At 64.7% G+C, this 14,059-nt stretch carries 9 protein-coding genes; 6 read left to right on the top strand and 3 right to left on the bottom strand.

The genetic code is table 11. The features are described 5' to 3' along the window. Positions 1 to 117: 117 nt before the first annotated feature. Positions 118 to 2,496, bottom strand: a complete 2,379-nt coding sequence (locus RT282_RS16565) for a heavy metal translocating P-type ATPase (RefSeq protein ID WP_313316069.1) — start codon at positions 2,494 to 2,496, stop codon at positions 118 to 120. 100 nt (positions 2,497 to 2,596) lie between these two features. Continuing rightward, on the bottom strand, positions 2,597 to 3,538 hold the full coding sequence (locus RT282_RS16560) for a cytochrome D1 domain-containing protein (RefSeq protein ID WP_008905326.1): 942 nt from the start codon (positions 3,536 to 3,538) through the stop codon (positions 2,597 to 2,599). 450 nt (positions 3,539 to 3,988) lie between these two features. Here RT282_RS16560 and RT282_RS16555 point away from each other — a divergent pair, with 450 nt between their 5' ends. The 6 genes from RT282_RS16555 to RT282_RS16530 all read left to right on the top strand — a co-directional run bounded on the left by RT282_RS16555 (position 3,989) and on the right by RT282_RS16530 (position 12,679). Then, positions 3,989 to 6,418 (top strand): xylulose 5-phosphate 3-epimerase, encoded by a 2,430-nt coding sequence (locus RT282_RS16555; protein ID WP_313316068.1) that lies wholly within the window; start codon positions 3,989 to 3,991, stop codon positions 6,416 to 6,418. A gap of 14 nt (positions 6,419 to 6,432) precedes the next feature. Further along, positions 6,433 to 7,791: an MBL fold metallo-hydrolase gene (locus RT282_RS16550; protein WP_313316066.1), complete on the top strand. Its 1,359-nt coding sequence runs from the start codon at positions 6,433 to 6,435 to the stop codon at positions 7,789 to 7,791. Beyond that, a complete protein-coding gene (locus RT282_RS16545) occupies positions 7,788 to 9,317 on the top strand; it encodes a thymidine phosphorylase family protein (RefSeq protein ID WP_313316065.1) in 1,530 nt (509 codons plus the stop codon). Before RT282_RS16550 ends, RT282_RS16545 begins: the two co-directional genes overlap by 4 nt. Further along, complete coding sequence (locus RT282_RS16540) at positions 9,314 to 10,213, top strand: ribose-phosphate pyrophosphokinase (protein WP_313316064.1); 900 nt, start codon at positions 9,314 to 9,316, stop codon at positions 10,211 to 10,213. Before RT282_RS16545 ends, RT282_RS16540 begins: the two co-directional genes overlap by 4 nt. Before the next feature lie 253 nt (positions 10,214 to 10,466). Continuing rightward, the gene (locus tag RT282_RS16535; RefSeq protein ID WP_313316062.1) at positions 10,467 to 12,134 is read left to right on the top strand and encodes a hypothetical protein; all 1,668 of its coding nucleotides are present in this window, start codon (positions 10,467 to 10,469) and stop codon (positions 12,132 to 12,134) included. 125 nt (positions 12,135 to 12,259) lie between these two features. Then, positions 12,260 to 12,679: a hypothetical protein gene (locus RT282_RS16530; protein WP_313316060.1), complete on the top strand. Its 420-nt coding sequence runs from the start codon at positions 12,260 to 12,262 to the stop codon at positions 12,677 to 12,679. A 47-nt stretch (positions 12,680 to 12,726) separates the two neighbouring features. On the opposite strand, the gene RT282_RS16525 is transcribed toward RT282_RS16530, so the two are convergent. Continuing rightward, positions 12,727 to 14,001 carry an MgtC/SapB family protein gene (locus RT282_RS16525; RefSeq protein ID WP_313316058.1) on the bottom strand — a complete coding sequence of 425 codons (1,275 nt, stop codon included), beginning with the start codon at positions 13,999 to 14,001 and terminating at the stop codon, positions 12,727 to 12,729. Between the last annotated feature and the right edge of the window lie 58 nt (positions 14,002 to 14,059).

Raw genomic sequence — 14,059 nt, 5'->3', positions numbered from 1 at the left:
GCTAGCGCTTGCTGGATAAGCGCTGGAGGCTAAAAAGAATTGAAACTGTCAACAGGTACTCATCCCGACGTAGCTCGCGGTATTCCACCCACTGGCTCCTCACTTCGACTCCTCGCGTCAGCCTTTCCGTCGAAGGCGCAACGCGTTGAACACCACAGAAGCCGAACTCAGGCTCATTGCCAGTGCGGCAATCAAGGGTGACAGAAGCCAGCCGGTCAGCGGATAGAGAACGCCGGCCGCCACCGGCACGCCCATCGCGTTGTAGAGGAAGGCGAACAGCAGGTTCTGCTTCATGTTGGCGACCGTGTCCTGCGAGAGCCGACGCGCGATCGAGATGCCGCGCAGGTCGCCCTTTACCAGCGTCACCTGCGCGCTGTTCATGGCGACGTCGGTGCCGGTGCCCATCGCGATGCCGACGTCGGCCTTCGCCAGCGCCGGCGCATCGTTGATGCCGTCGCCGGCCATACCGACGACCCTGCCTTCGGCCTGTAACCGCTCAACGAGCGTCAGCTTGTCTGCCGGCTTGACCTCGCCGTGCACTTCGTCGATGCCGAGCCGCTTGGCAACAGCTCGGGCCGTTGTGACACCGTCCCCCGTGGCCATGATCACGCGAATGCCGGCGGCGTGCAGCGCCTGCAGCGCCTCCGGCGTGCTCGCTTTTACAGGGTCAGAAACCGCCAGCAAGCCAGCGAAACGGCCGTCCACCGCGAGATACATGACGCTGGCCCCTTGCCCCCGCAGGTCTTCGGACTCGCGTCTCAGGCTGCTGCTGTCGATGCCGGCCTGCTCCATCAGAGCCGTGTTGCCGAGCCTCAAGGACTGACCTTCGACGCGGCCAGTCACGCCGATGCCGGAGCCTGACTCGAAGTCAGTCACAGCCGAGAGCGTTAGACCCTGCTCCAATGCTGCCTGCACGATCGCTGCGGCCAGTGGATGTTCGCTGCCTTGATCCAGGCTGGCGGCCAGGCGCAGCACGTCTGCGTCGCTAAAGCCTGCGGCTGCTATCGCCTTCTCGAAGGTTGGGCGTCCTTCCGTGAGGGTGCCCGTCTTGTCCACGATCAGCGTGTCGATCTTGCGGAAGTTCTCGATCGCCGCTGCGTCGCGGAACAGCACGCCTTGGGTCGCTCCGCGGCCGGTGGCGACCATGATGGACATCGGAGTGGCCAGGCCGAGGGCGCAAGGGCAGGCGATGATCAGCACCGCAACGGCATTGATGAACCCGTAGACCCAGCTCGGTTGCGGCCCGAAAAAGCCCCAGACAATCAGCGTCGTCACTGCAATGGCGATGACACCGAGCACGAAGTAACCCGCCACCAGGTCGGCCATGCGCTGCATGGGTGCGCGCGAGCGCTGCGCCTGGGCCACCAGCTGTACGATTTGCGACAGCACGGTGGCCGAGCCCACCTTCTCCGCGCGCAGCGTCAGGGCTCCGGCCGTGTTCAGGGTGGCGCCGATCAGCTTGTCGCCCGGCCGTTTCGATACGGGCATGGGTTCGCCTGTCAGCATGGATTCGTCCACCGAGCTGCTGCCATCTACCACCACGCCGTCCACCGGCACCTTCTCGCCGGGCCGCACGCGCAGCAGGTCGCCGAGGTGCACGTTCGAAAGCGGGACATCCTCCTCCGTGCCGTCGGGACGAATGACCCGTGCTGTCTTGGGCGCCAGGCCCAGCAGCGACTTGATGGCCGCTGAGGTCTGCGAGCGCGCTTTTAGCTCCAGCATCTGACCGAGCAGCGTGAGCGAAATGATCACGGCGGCCGCTTCGTAATACACGGCCACGCGCCCCATGTCGGTGAACTCCGGCGGGAACACGCCGGGGGCCACGGTGGCGACCAGGCTGTACAGGAATGCCGCGCCGGTGCCCAGGCCGATAAGCGTCCACATGTTGGGGCTGCGGTTGACAACGGATTGCCAGCCACGCACGAAGAAGGGCAAGCCCCCCCACAGCACAATGGGCAGGGAGAGAACCAGTTCGATCCAGCTTTGCGTGGCCATGTCGAACCAGCCGAGGCGGTGGCCGAACATGGCCAGCACGGCGACGATCAATGTGAGGGGCAGCGTCCACCAGAAACGGCGGGAGAAGTCTTTCAGCTCCGGGTTGTCATCGTCCTCCAGGCTTGGCATGAGCAGCTCGAGCCCCATGCCGCAGATCGGGCAGCTGCCCGGATGATCCTGGCGGATCTCGGGATGCATCGGGCAGGTGTAGATTGTTCCCTCAGCGGCGGGCGGGGAATCAGGCACTGGTACGCTGCCGGGTCCCGCGGCAATGTAGCTCGCAGGTCCCGCATCGAACTTGCCCTTGCATCTGGCGCTACAGAAGTAGTACTCATCTCCCCCATGGTGGGAGTGGTGGGCCGAATTCGCGGTCACCGCCATGCCGCACACGGGGTCCTTCAGTGCGGTACCTGCCGCGTGGGCCGGGCCGTGCTGATGATGAGCGTGATCGTGCGCATGATCTTCGCCGGGCCGTCCGGGCAAAGTACTTTCCTTCTGCATCGCGTGTTCCTTTATTGGGCTTTCTGTGTGCCGCGGTCATCCCCGCCGGCGCGCCCGCGCACCATCAGGCCAGCAGCAGGCGCGCGGTCTCATGCTGATGCTACTCGAGGTATGTGACTCCGTTCGGCCCAGCGCCCACGCGGTGCGTCGCCACCACTTTATTGCTGGTCGTGTCAATGATCGACAGCGTCCCCGCTTCAATATTAGTGACGAACACATAGCGTCCATCCTTGCTGATGGCGACACCATGGGCGCCCTTGTCGGTCTTGATGGTCGCAACGACCTTGCCAGCCTGCGGGTCGACCACAGACACGGTATCCGCCGGCTTGGTGGCGCTGCCCTGGTTCGCTACGTAGACGTTGCGCGTGTCTGGCGTGGCGTACATCTGGATGGGGGTGGAGCCCACCGGGACCTTCTTCACCAGGCGGCCTTTGGCGGTGTCGATGATGCCCAGGCTGTTCTCCGCGCTCAGCGAGACAAAGGCCATCGTCCCGTCGGTCGAGAAGCCGACCTGGACCGGCCCTTTGCCTACAGAAATTCTTGCTGTTTCCTTGAGCGTGCCAACGTCGATGACGGATACCGTACCGCCGCGCATGTTCGCTACGTAAAGATCCTTGCCGTTGGGGCTCAGTCGCAATCCATGTGGGTACTTGTCGGTGGGTATTTGGCCGACGCTGCGCTTGCTGGCCAGGTCGATCACATGGACAACATTCGACCCGGAGTCGGAAACGAACGCGCGCCCTCCGCTCGCGTCGGTCACTACGTGGGCGGGATGATCGCCCGCGTCAATGAGTACACGGTCACTGGCACCGGAGGTCTCCATTACCAGCAGTTTTCCCTTGGAGGTTGCTCCTGCGGCACCATGTCCGTCATGACTGGAAACGCCTACTGCCAGCAGGCGCTTGCCGTCGGGGCTGACCTGCACGTTGTGCGGCGTTATCTCAACCTTAGTTGTTTGCTTGACCCCGGTTTCCAGCTGTACTCGGGTGATCGAGCCGTCGCGCTCGTTGGCGGTGTAGACGATTCCCGTGGGCGCGCTCATGGCGGACGCTGCAGCTAAGGCAAGACCGACGCCCAATAGAGGCCTGAGCAGTGAAACTCGAACGTTGATTGGCGAACGCATTTTGAGTCCTTTAAAGTATGTAGTGGGAAGGGCACTTGCTAGCGGGAAGCATATTTACTGCCCCGCGCGGCTGGATTACAAATCTGTCATCTACAGCCCTGCATCGGATTCCGTTTGATGTAGATCAAGTGGATGGGGGTTTACGCCATTAATCTGCACTGACAGCACCAACGAAAGACGGATTCATGATTATTCCGATCGCGAGCAACACGCCGGCGGGCGCTCGCGCAGGGGGCAAACAGCCATGCTCACCCAGATCGGCGAGGGATCAACGCTGTACGTACGTCTCGTTTTTCCTGGCCATGAGCCTTCGCGCACCGGGTGCGCCGACAACGGCCTTGACTGTTAAACGAAAGGAAAACGACGTATATGCATGATGCCCACCAGAAACACCTGACCACGCACCGAGCCCGCCTCCACCGCGAGGCCGACGCGGAGTTCGCGCAGTGGGCCGCCGGATACGGTGTGATCCAGCACTCACCACAGACACAGTTGCGCATCTTCGAGCTGGCGCAGCTGCTGGTGGCGCAGGGCCGGGCTGCTTCGCCATCCGACGTTTATCGCCTCCTGCGCGCCGCAGACCGCCTCGCATCGGCGGCCATGTGGCTGACAGTGCACATGACCTACGCCCAGCGGGTGCGGTGGGACGGTGCCGCTCTGCAACCCGACGAGTACAAGCAAACGCCTGAGGGTCATACCGGTGGGTCGCTCAACATGGTGCCTGCCTACGCCGGCTACCTGGCGGCGAACTCGTTGACCGGCCATACGCGGGGCTGGATCATGGGGCAGGGCCACAGCGTCGCCGGCGTCGAGGCGGTCAACCTGCTGGTGGGCAACATGCTGCCAATCCAGGCGCAGCGATACGACTTGAGCGATTCCGGCCTGACGCGTTTCGTCGGCGATTTCTATTCCTATTCCATCGGGCCCGATGGGCGGCCGGAATCCCCGCTTGGCAGTCATGTCAACGCCAATACAGCCGGTGGCATCTCCGAGGGCGGGTATCTCGGGTTCGCCGAGCTGCAGTACGTCCACATCCCGCTGCCGGGCGAGCGGCTGGTGGCCTTCCTGAGCGACGGCGCTTTCGAGGAGCAACGGGGCAGCGACTGGGCGCCCCGCTGGTGGCGCGCCGAGGACAGCGGCCATGTGGCGCCGATCATGATCCTCAATGGTCGCCGCATCGAGCAACGCAGCACCCTACAGCAGCAAGGCGGCGTGCAGTGGCTGAAAGACCACCTGCGCCTGAACGGCTTCGACCCGATCGAGATCGATGGCACCGACCCGGCCGCTTTCGCCTGGGCGATCTTCACCATGGAGGATCGACTCGATGCCTGCACCGAGGCCATCCGCACGGGTACCGGCGGCTACCCGGTACCGTTGCACTACACCATTGCGGAAGCCCCGAAAGGCTACGGCTTTCCCGGCGCGGGTTCCAACGATGCGCACAACCTTCCGCTCGGTGCCAACCCCCGCGTTGACGCGGGGGCTCGCGCGCTCTTCGAAGAAGGGTCGAAGGCGTTGTGGGTCTCACGCGAAGACCTAACCTCCGCCGCAGCGGTTCTCAATCGGCATGATGAGCAGCGCCGGGTGCGCGAACGGGATCACGCCTTCGCCACACGCAACGTGCCAGTTCCGTCTCTTCCAGCTCTTGCGTCGCTCGCGCCCGGTGAGCGCGAATACTCGCCGATGGAGGGGATCGACCAGGCGTTCACGGCGCTGGTGGCCGCCAATCCGCAACTGCGGGTGCGGGTTGGGAACCCGGACGAGCTGCGCAGCAACCGCATGGGCCGCACGCTCGATCTGCTCAAGCACCGCGTCGTGACGCCGGAGCAGGGCGTGGCCGAGTCAATCAGCGGCTCCGTGGTCACTGCCCTCAACGAGGAGGCTGTGGTTAGTGCGGCCCTCGCCAACAAGGGGGGGCTCAACCTGGTCGTTTCCTATGAAGCCTTCGCCGCCAAGATGCTGGGCGCTCTTCGGCAGGAAATCCTGTTTGCCCGCCAACTTGCGGATGCAGGGCGTCCCCCCGGCTGGTTGTCGGTGGTGACGGTGGCTACTTCCCACACGTGGGAGAACGGCAAGAACGAGCAGTCACACCAGGATCCTTCGTTCGGCGAGACGCTGCAGGGCGAGATGAGCGACGTCTCCCGCGTCCTGTACCCGCCCGACTGGAACACGGCACAGGCGGCCTTGCAAGCCGCGTACCAGACGCGCGGCCAGTTCTGGACGATGGTGGTGCCGAAGAGGGTGTTGCCGGTCTGGTTCTCAGCCCAGGAAGCTGCGCGTTTGGTGCGTGATGGCGCCCTGTGCATCCGACCCGCACCCCAGGCACGAATTCTGTTCACTGCTGTCGGTGCTTACCAGCTGGGTGAGGCTCTCAAGGCCGCCGAAAGGCTGGAGCAGCGCGGCGTCGCGGCTGCAGTGAACTACATCATCGAGCCCGGGCGTTTCCGCGTCGCTCGGGACGCCCGCGAGGCTGCGCACCAGAGTACAGCGACCGACGCACTTTTCCCTGCGACGCAGGATGTGCGCATCTTCCTCACGCATACGCGTCCGGAAACTCTGGTTGGTTTGCTGCGTCCCCTTGACACCGGCGCGCAAACGACTCGCGTGCTCGGGTACGTGAGCCGCGGCGGGACGCTGGACGTTGCAGGCATGCTGTTCGCGAACCGAACGACATGGGCCCACGCGGTTTCCGCCGCATCGGAAGCGGCTGGTCTCGAAGTGGAACGGCTGCTCGACGCGCCGGAATTGCAGGCTGTCCGAGGTAGCGGCGATCCCCGGATCATCATGAGTTCTTACTGATCGAAAGGAACGATATGCGAATTACTTTCCTGGGTGCCGCAGGCACTGTCACGGGATCGAAATACCTGCTGGAGCACGGCGGCAAGCGCGTGCTGGTCGACTGCGGACTGTTCCAGGGCCTCAAGCAGTTGCGGCTGCGCAACTGGGATGTCTTCCCGCTGCAGCCTGAAACGATCGATGCCGTCGTGCTGACCCACGCGCACATCGACCATAGTGGTTACCTGCCCGCACTGGCGCGCCAGGGGTTCAGCGGCCCTGTGTTTTGCACCGAAGCGACGCGCGACCTCTGCGCGTTGCTGCTACCGGATTCGGGGCACCTGCAGGAGGAAGATGCGCTTTATGCCAATCGTCGCGGTTTCTCGAAGCACAGTCCGGCCCTGCCGCTTTACACGGAACAGGACGCGCGCAAGACCCTGCGCCTGTTCCAGCCTCAGCAGTTTGACGCCGAGTTCGAGCCGGTCGAGGGGCTGCGAATGCGTTTTTCGCTCGCCGGCCACATCCTTGGTGCCGCCAGCGTTCATGTGCAGTGGGGTTCAGGGTCGTTGCTGTTTTCGGGCGACCTTGGGCGCGACGAGGACGTTGTCATGCGGCCGCCGCAGGCACCGCCTGCGGCGGACTACGTCGTCATGGAATCGACCTATGGCGACCGATCGCATGAGAAGGAAGATCCCGCTACTGCTTTTGCAGAGGTGATCAACCGCACTGCAGCGCGCGGAGGAGTGGTCATCGTCCCCGCCTTTGCGGTCGGACGAGCGCAGTCACTCATGTACGTGCTCGCCACCCTGAAGCGCGAAGGCCGCATTCCCGACCTGCCAGCCTTCCTTAATAGCCCGATGGCCGCCGATACGACGGAGCTGTACCACAAACACCGTTCGCAGCACCGGCTGACGCCCGACCAGTGCCGGATGATGTGCACCGCAGCCAAGGTGGTGAACTCTGTGGAGGAGTCGCGCAAGCTGAACGATATGCGCTATCCCGCCGTCATCATTTCGGCAAGCGGCATGGCCACCGGCGGGCGCGTGGTGCACCACCTGAAGGCGATGGCACCGAATCCTCGCAACATTATCCTGCTGGCCGGCTACCAAGCTGCCGGGACACGTGGCGCGGCGCTCGTGGGCGGCGCAAAGCAGATCAAGATTCACGGCGACTACGTTCCTGTGCGCGCGGAAGTCGCAAGCCTCGGTGCCTTGTCCGCACATGCCGACCGAGAGGAGCTGCTGCGCTGGGTGGGACGGATTCCACAGCCGCCCAAGCGGGTGTTTGTCACCCACGGCGAGTCTGTCGCTGCCGACAGCTTGCGCCTCGCCATCGAGGAACAGCATGGCTGGGCATGCACTGTCCCGGAGCATATGCAAGCCGTGGAGCTGGGATGAACGCGCTGGCTGCCCATCTGCCGGACGCCGCGGGGCTGATCGCACGCCGCGCGGGCATCCTCACTTACCAATCGCCGGTTGTCTACATGCGGGTCGACTGCGAAATCTGCCGTTCGGAAGGGTTCGAGGCCCAGACGCGCGTGGAGATCGAATGGGAAGGTCGAACGGTCATCGCCACTGTGCACCACGTGGCCGCTGACTGGCTAGGCCACGGAGAAGCTGGCTTGTCGGAGCCTGCCTGGCGGGTTCTCGGCCTTTCAGGGGGCGAGATGCTCGCCATCCGCCATCCCCCGGTACTGGAATCGGAGCGGCATATCCGCGGCAAGACCTATGGTGCGCCGCTGGACTACGAGAAGCTCAAAGTCATCATGCAGGATGTGGCGGCCGGCCGGCTGTCCGACCTGCACCTGGCGTCCTTCGTCACCGCCTGCGCGGGTGGCCGGATGTCGCGCGACGAGACGGTCGCCCTCACGCGCGCCATGATCGACGTCGGTGAGCGGCTTTCCTGGCAGTTCTCGCCGGTGATGGACAAGCATTGCGTCGGAGGGCTGCCGGGCAACCGGACGACGCCGCTGGTGGTGGCCATCGTCACCGCCTGCGGTTTGGTCATGCCCAAGACGTCTTCCCGGGCGATTACCTCTCCGGCGGGTACCGCGGACGCCATGGAAACGCTGGCACCAGTCAACCTGGATCTGCAGGCCATGCGCCGGGTGGTCGAGAAGGTTGGCGGTTGCATCGTCTGGGGAGGCTCCGTGCAGCTGAGCCCAGCGGACGACGTGTTGATTCGTGTCTCGCGTCCGCTGGACCTGGATGGCACCGCGCAACTGGTCGCCTCTGTGTTGTCTAAAAAGGCAGCGGCGGGGTCGGAGCGCGTGCTGATCGATATTCCGGTCGGCCCTACAGCCAAGGTCCGATCCGATGAAGCGGCAGATGAACTGGGCGGCCTCCTGGAGCATGTCGGCGAGGCGATAGGCTTGCAATTGCGTGTCGTCCGTACTGACGGTACGCAGCCTGTCGGTCGAGGCGTCGGTCCCGCCCTCGAGGCGCGGGATGTGCTCGCAGTCCTGCAAAGGGACTCTGCGGCTCCGGCGGATCTGCGCGAGCGGGCGCTGCTGCTTGCCGGGCACATTCTGGAGATGGGCGGAAAAGCCGGCCCCGGTGCGGGCTATGCGCTTGCGCAGCAGGCGCTGGACAGCGGGCAGGCCTGGACCCAGTTTGTTGCCATCTGCGAGGCACAGGGTGGCCTGCGTCAGCCGCCCGTGGCGCCGCACGTGCGACCGTACCTTGCCGGTGCAGCGGGCGTGGTTACCGCCGTCGACAACCGCAAGCTGGCGATGGTTGCCAAGCTGGCAGGAGCGCCAGGGGCGCCGGCCGCAGGCATCACGCTGGAAGTGAAGCTCGGGGATCGGATCGCGCGCGGCCAGCCGCTGTTCCACGTTCATGCACAGACCACCGGAGATCTGGAGTACGCGCAGGTCTATGCAAACCGCCAGCAGGGGCTGGTCACCATCGGGGAAATAGCATGAGCATGATCATCCTTCCTGCACCTGGCGCCGAGCAAGCGGCGGCCGACCTCGCGATGCACCTGCAGGCCCCGGTCGGCCGAGTGGAGGCGCGCCACTTCCCCGACGGCGAGTCCTACCTGCGACTGCACGATGATCTCTCCGGCAAAGACGTTGTGATCGTGGCATCCCTGCGCGACCCCGATCCGCAGGCGCTGCGCCTGTGGTACCTGGCGCAGACCGCCCGTGAACAGGGCGCCAGTCGGGTCGGTATTGTTGCTCCCTACCTGCCCTACATGCGCCAGGACAAGCGCTTCCAGCCAGGCGAGGCCGTAACTTCCGTCACCTTCGCGCGCTTCTTGTCGCAGGCGTTCGATTGGATGGTGACGGTCGATCCGCACCTGCATCGCCGCGCCTCTCTCGACGAGGTGTACTCGATTCCGGCCGAGAACGTGGCCAGTGCACCCGCGATCGCACGCTGGGTGGCCGCCCACGTCCCAGAGCCGGTGGTCGTTGGCCCGGATTCAGAAAGCGAGCAGTGGGCCAGCGACGTCGCTGCTCGCGTCGGCTGTCCATTCATTGTTCTGTCCAAGCGCAGGCTCGGTGACCGTAGTGTCGAAATCAGCGTTCCCCAGGTCGAGACATACGCAGGCCGCCGTCCTGTGCTGATCGACGACATCATCTCCAGTGCACGCACGATGGCAGTGGCTGTGCGGCAGGTGCGATCGGTGTTCAAGAACGATCCAGTGTGCATCGGCGTGCATGCGGTGTTCGCCCCGGATGCAATGCAGCTGCTTGAGGACGCCGGCGCGGCCAGCGTGGTGACCTGCAATACGCTGCCGCACCCGAGCAACGGCATCGACGTAATGGGCGAAGTGGCCCACGCCGTTCGTGCGCGAGTGGGCAACGTGTCGGGATAGCCGGATCAAGACTCTTATTTCAGCCTGCACCGGTCAATTCATCATGCGCGTGGCGCGCATCGCAAGCCCAGGCTGTTTCTTCGTGACGAGTTGGGCTTGGCTGCACGGGGGCTGATGGCTTGGGGGAGCTTGCGGTGCCGCTGACGGCGACCGTCTAGTCGCTCTGGACACCTGGCGCGAACTGCGAGCGTGGGACGAGCTCAATATTGAGGCGTTCTACCCATTTCATCGACTGCTTAGACCCTCTTTCTCAATGCACCACACATCAAACTGCGAACTGACCCCCTTCGAGCGGCTCAACCGCGATTGCTTCTGCCTGAGCCTGGATCCAGCGGCGCTGGCGGCCGCGCTCGATGCTGAACTCGGTTCCCCGAGCTTGTCGCAGCTGGTGAGGGAGCGATGCCCCTACCTGTTTGCCGCGCAACCAGTCTTTGTGGCGCGGCCCCCGCTGGATCGAATGGCGCACGTCGTGCGAGCCATTGAGGCGGTAGTGGCACTCCCGGCGTACCGGGAACAGGTTCTGGCGGATGCCCCAGCCATTGCGCACATTGGCGCAGGTGGCGCGCAGGGTGTGTTCTTCGGCTATGACTTCCATCTGGATCAGGACCGTCTCGGCCTGATCGAAATCAACACGAACGCGGGTGGCGCGATGCTGAATGCGGTGCTGGCTCGCGCTCAGCGCAGCTGCTGCCAGGCTGTACAGGCAATGGCGCCCGACGGCGCCAGCGTCACAACGTTCGAACAGCGGCTGGTGGATATGTTTCGCCGTGAATGGCGACTGGCGGGCAACTCTCGGCCGCTGGCCTCAATCGCGATCGTGGACGAGGCACCGCAGCAGCAATACCTGTATCCAGAATTCCTGCTATTTCGACAGTTGTTCGAGCGCCATGGACTGCAGGCCGTCATTGCCGATCCGTCCGAACTGGCATGCCGCCACGGCAGGCTCTGGCACGGCGAGCTGGCCATAGACGTGGTTTACAACCGAGTCACGGATTTCTATCTGGATCTGCCTGCCAACGCCGTGTTGCGGCAGGCGTGGCAAGAGCAGGCGGCAGTTCTCACGCCCCATCCCCAGGCACACGCGCTCTACGCCGACAAACGCCGTCTGGCGTTGTTCAGTGACGAAGCTGCGCTGCGGGCCTTGGGCGTTGCCGATGACGACCGGCAGGTGCTGCTGGCGAACGTGCCGCGCACCGAAGTGGTCGATGCAGCGCATGGCGACCGGCTGTGGGCGGCGCGCCGGAGCCTGTTCTTCAAGCCAGCGGCGGGCTTCGGTAGCCGCGCTGCGTACCGGGGCGACAAGGTCACGCGTCGAGTCTGGGAGGAGATCATGGCGGGAGCCTATGTGGCACAGGCCTTTGTGCCTCCCGGCGAGCGCGTCATTCCGAACGAGGGAAGATCGCAGTCCATGAAGTTCGATTTGCGCGCCTATGCCTATGCGGGAGGCGTGCAGTGGGTCGCGGCACGCGTGTACCAAGGGCAAACCACGAACTTCCGCCAGCCGGGCAGCGGATTTGCTCCCGTTTACACCACTGAAGATGCTTCCGGCCGCGGAATGGGCGAAGTGGAGGGCGAATATGCCTCCTACGTGTTCCTGCTGGACGAGGAGGGCGAGGTGCATGCCTTGCCGCACGTGCTGTATGTGGCGCTCGCCCGGGGTCAGGCCTTGGCACCGATGTTGGCGGACCGTACGCTGCGCCTGGCGGACTGGTATGTCCGGCTCCAGGCCGACGGAGAGCCGGGGGCGGTGGTCAACGAGTCCTATGGGCTCGTTCGCTTCGACGGCGAGGGGCATTTCAATTTGGAGGTTGCCCCAGGGGACACCGCGTGGCCGACTCCTGCGGAGCGTAGACGGATGCAGGAACTGCTGTCGTCCGTGACTACGCATCGAACGGCGCCACAAACAACCGAGCGGAGTTGAAGCCGCTTGACCTTCCCACGGTGGTAAGCCCGAATATGTCGTTCCGGGGGCGGGCACAGCTGCTGGTCACAAGCCCGCCAAGTATATTTTTTGCAATATACAAACCGTAATCCAAGGAGCTTTCCATGACTTCCGCCAACATCCTCGCCGTTGCCCTGTTCACATTCTCCGCAAGTGCGTTCGCCCAAGCTACCCTGTCACACGGTGGTCCCGACCCCCAGCCCAGGCAGCTGCAGGAGTCGGCGGCTTCCGAGCCGCATCAGCACCGCTACGTGTATATCGGTAGGGAACGCATCAAGACGCACCTCGACCGCCCGGCCGAACGATCCGGCTCGCCCGACCTGCAATCGCAGGCTCAAGCGTCCCCGGCTGAATCGAAGGAATACGAGTACGTGACGATTGGGCGGGACCGGACCAGGGTCCGTGTGCCCCGTCGGGCTGAGCGGTCCGGTAGCGACGCTGGAGCGATGGGTATCTCGGGAGAAACGTCTGCGCCAGGCGCGCCGCTTACCCGCGATGAGGACCTGAAGGGCGGCCCGAACTAAGCGGCCAAGCAGCAAGCATAGTGGCGCAGCCGTCCGCGGAATAGTGGTCAGCGCGCCTGGAAAGCTGCCGCCGCCAAGCCGACAAGGGCTACCACCACGTAGCCCGCCGCCACGCGGACACCCACCGCGCGGCCGGCAATGGTCCAGGCGAGGGTCGCCTTGGTGAGCATGTTGGCAGACACGGCAAGTAGAGTGGCGATGGCAGTAGTGGCAGCCGGGAGGTCGCCCTGCGCCAGCATCTGCACGCTCGAGACCAGGATGGCATCCACGTCAGCCAGACCGGAGACGAATGCGACGGCGTACATGCCGGCCGTGCCAAGGGCCTCGCGCGCGGCCCTGGCAGCCACTGCTACCACTCCGAGCACGACGCCGAATCCGAGCGCCGTGGGTAGGTCGAAGACGCGGCGCGAGGCCGGCTGCGTGGCCGGACCGCTGGCTTGCCGGCGGCGCCATTGCCATCCCGCAAAGAGGAACGCCGCCGCGGCGAGCAGCACCAGGAACAGGCCCATGCGAGGCACGAGGCTGGGCTGCAGGACGGCGACGACCACGGCCATACGCAGGAACATCACGCCGCAGGCAGCGACGATCGCCGCCGCTACGGGCACATGCCAGCCTGGTTGGTTCCTTGCGGTCCGAGCAAGCGCCAGCGTCGCAGCGGTGGAAGACGCAAGGCCCCCCAGCAGTCCCGTCCAGAGCAGCCCCTGTTGCTCCCCCCTGAGCCGCACCGCCACGTGGCCGAGCAGCGACAGCCCCGCGATCAGGACCACTGCGAACCACAGCTGGTAGGGGTTGAGGGCAGCGTAGGGCCCATAGCCCCGGTCCGGGAGCAGCGGCAGCACCACGGCGCTGAGCACGCCCATTTGCAGGAAGGCATTCAGTTCGGCCGGCTGGATCAGGCGCAGCCAGCGGTGCAGCACTGGTTTCAGATCGAGCAGCAACGCGACGACCACGGCCGCCCCCACGGCGAGGATGGCCTGACCGCTTGCGGCCAAAGCGCCTAGACAGAAGGTGGCCATTGCTGCGACAGCGGTCGTGATGCTGAGGGTGCCGGCGGCCTCCGATGCACGCCGGAAAGAGACTGCGAACAGCAGGACGATGCCGATCAGGCCGGCGGCAAGGAGGAGACCGGGAGTGGAGGAGAGCAGTGCGAGAAGTCCGCCCAGCAAGCCGATGAGGGCGAATGTGCGCAGCCCGGCGACGCGACCACCCTCGGGCAAATCGCGGTCACGCCAGCCGCGCTCCAGCCCCACCAGCAGACCCACGCCGAGCGCGCCGCCCAACGCTTGTGCGGCGCTTCCAAGTTTGATGAGATCCGGGTTCATTGATTGAATCGCCCCGGGTTTTCTAGACACCTCTGAGCCTCAAACCTGAGGCCCAATA

Origin of the sequence: Pulveribacter sp., assembly GCF_032079985.1 — a bacterium.
GTDB lineage: Bacteria > Pseudomonadota > Gammaproteobacteria > Burkholderiales > Burkholderiaceae_C > Melaminivora.
The sequence above is the reverse complement of the archived record's forward strand: the minus strand, read 5'-3'. Positions and strand labels throughout refer to the sequence as shown.

Bases quoted from the DNA above. Each gene is read 5' to 3' on its own strand.
- RT282_RS16565 (WP_313316069.1), bottom strand. From the start codon at position 2,496: ATGCAGAAGGAAAGTACTTTGCCCGGACGGCCCGGCGAAGATCATGCG.
- RT282_RS16560 (WP_008905326.1), bottom strand. From the start codon at position 3,538: ATGAGCGCGCCCACGGGAATCGTCTACACCGCCAACGAGCGCGACGGC.
- RT282_RS16555 (WP_313316068.1), top strand. From the start codon at position 3,989: ATGCATGATGCCCACCAGAAACACCTGACCACGCACCGAGCCCGCCTC.
- RT282_RS16550 (WP_313316066.1), top strand. From the start codon at position 6,433: ATGCGAATTACTTTCCTGGGTGCCGCAGGCACTGTCACGGGATCGAAA.
- RT282_RS16545 (WP_313316065.1), top strand. From the start codon at position 7,788: ATGAACGCGCTGGCTGCCCATCTGCCGGACGCCGCGGGGCTGATCGCA.
- RT282_RS16540 (WP_313316064.1), top strand. From the start codon at position 9,314: ATGAGCATGATCATCCTTCCTGCACCTGGCGCCGAGCAAGCGGCGGCC.
- RT282_RS16535 (WP_313316062.1), top strand. From the start codon at position 10,467: ATGCACCACACATCAAACTGCGAACTGACCCCCTTCGAGCGGCTCAAC.
- RT282_RS16530 (WP_313316060.1), top strand. From the start codon at position 12,260: ATGACTTCCGCCAACATCCTCGCCGTTGCCCTGTTCACATTCTCCGCA.
- RT282_RS16525 (WP_313316058.1), bottom strand. From the start codon at position 14,001: ATGAACCCGGATCTCATCAAACTTGGAAGCGCCGCACAAGCGTTGGGC.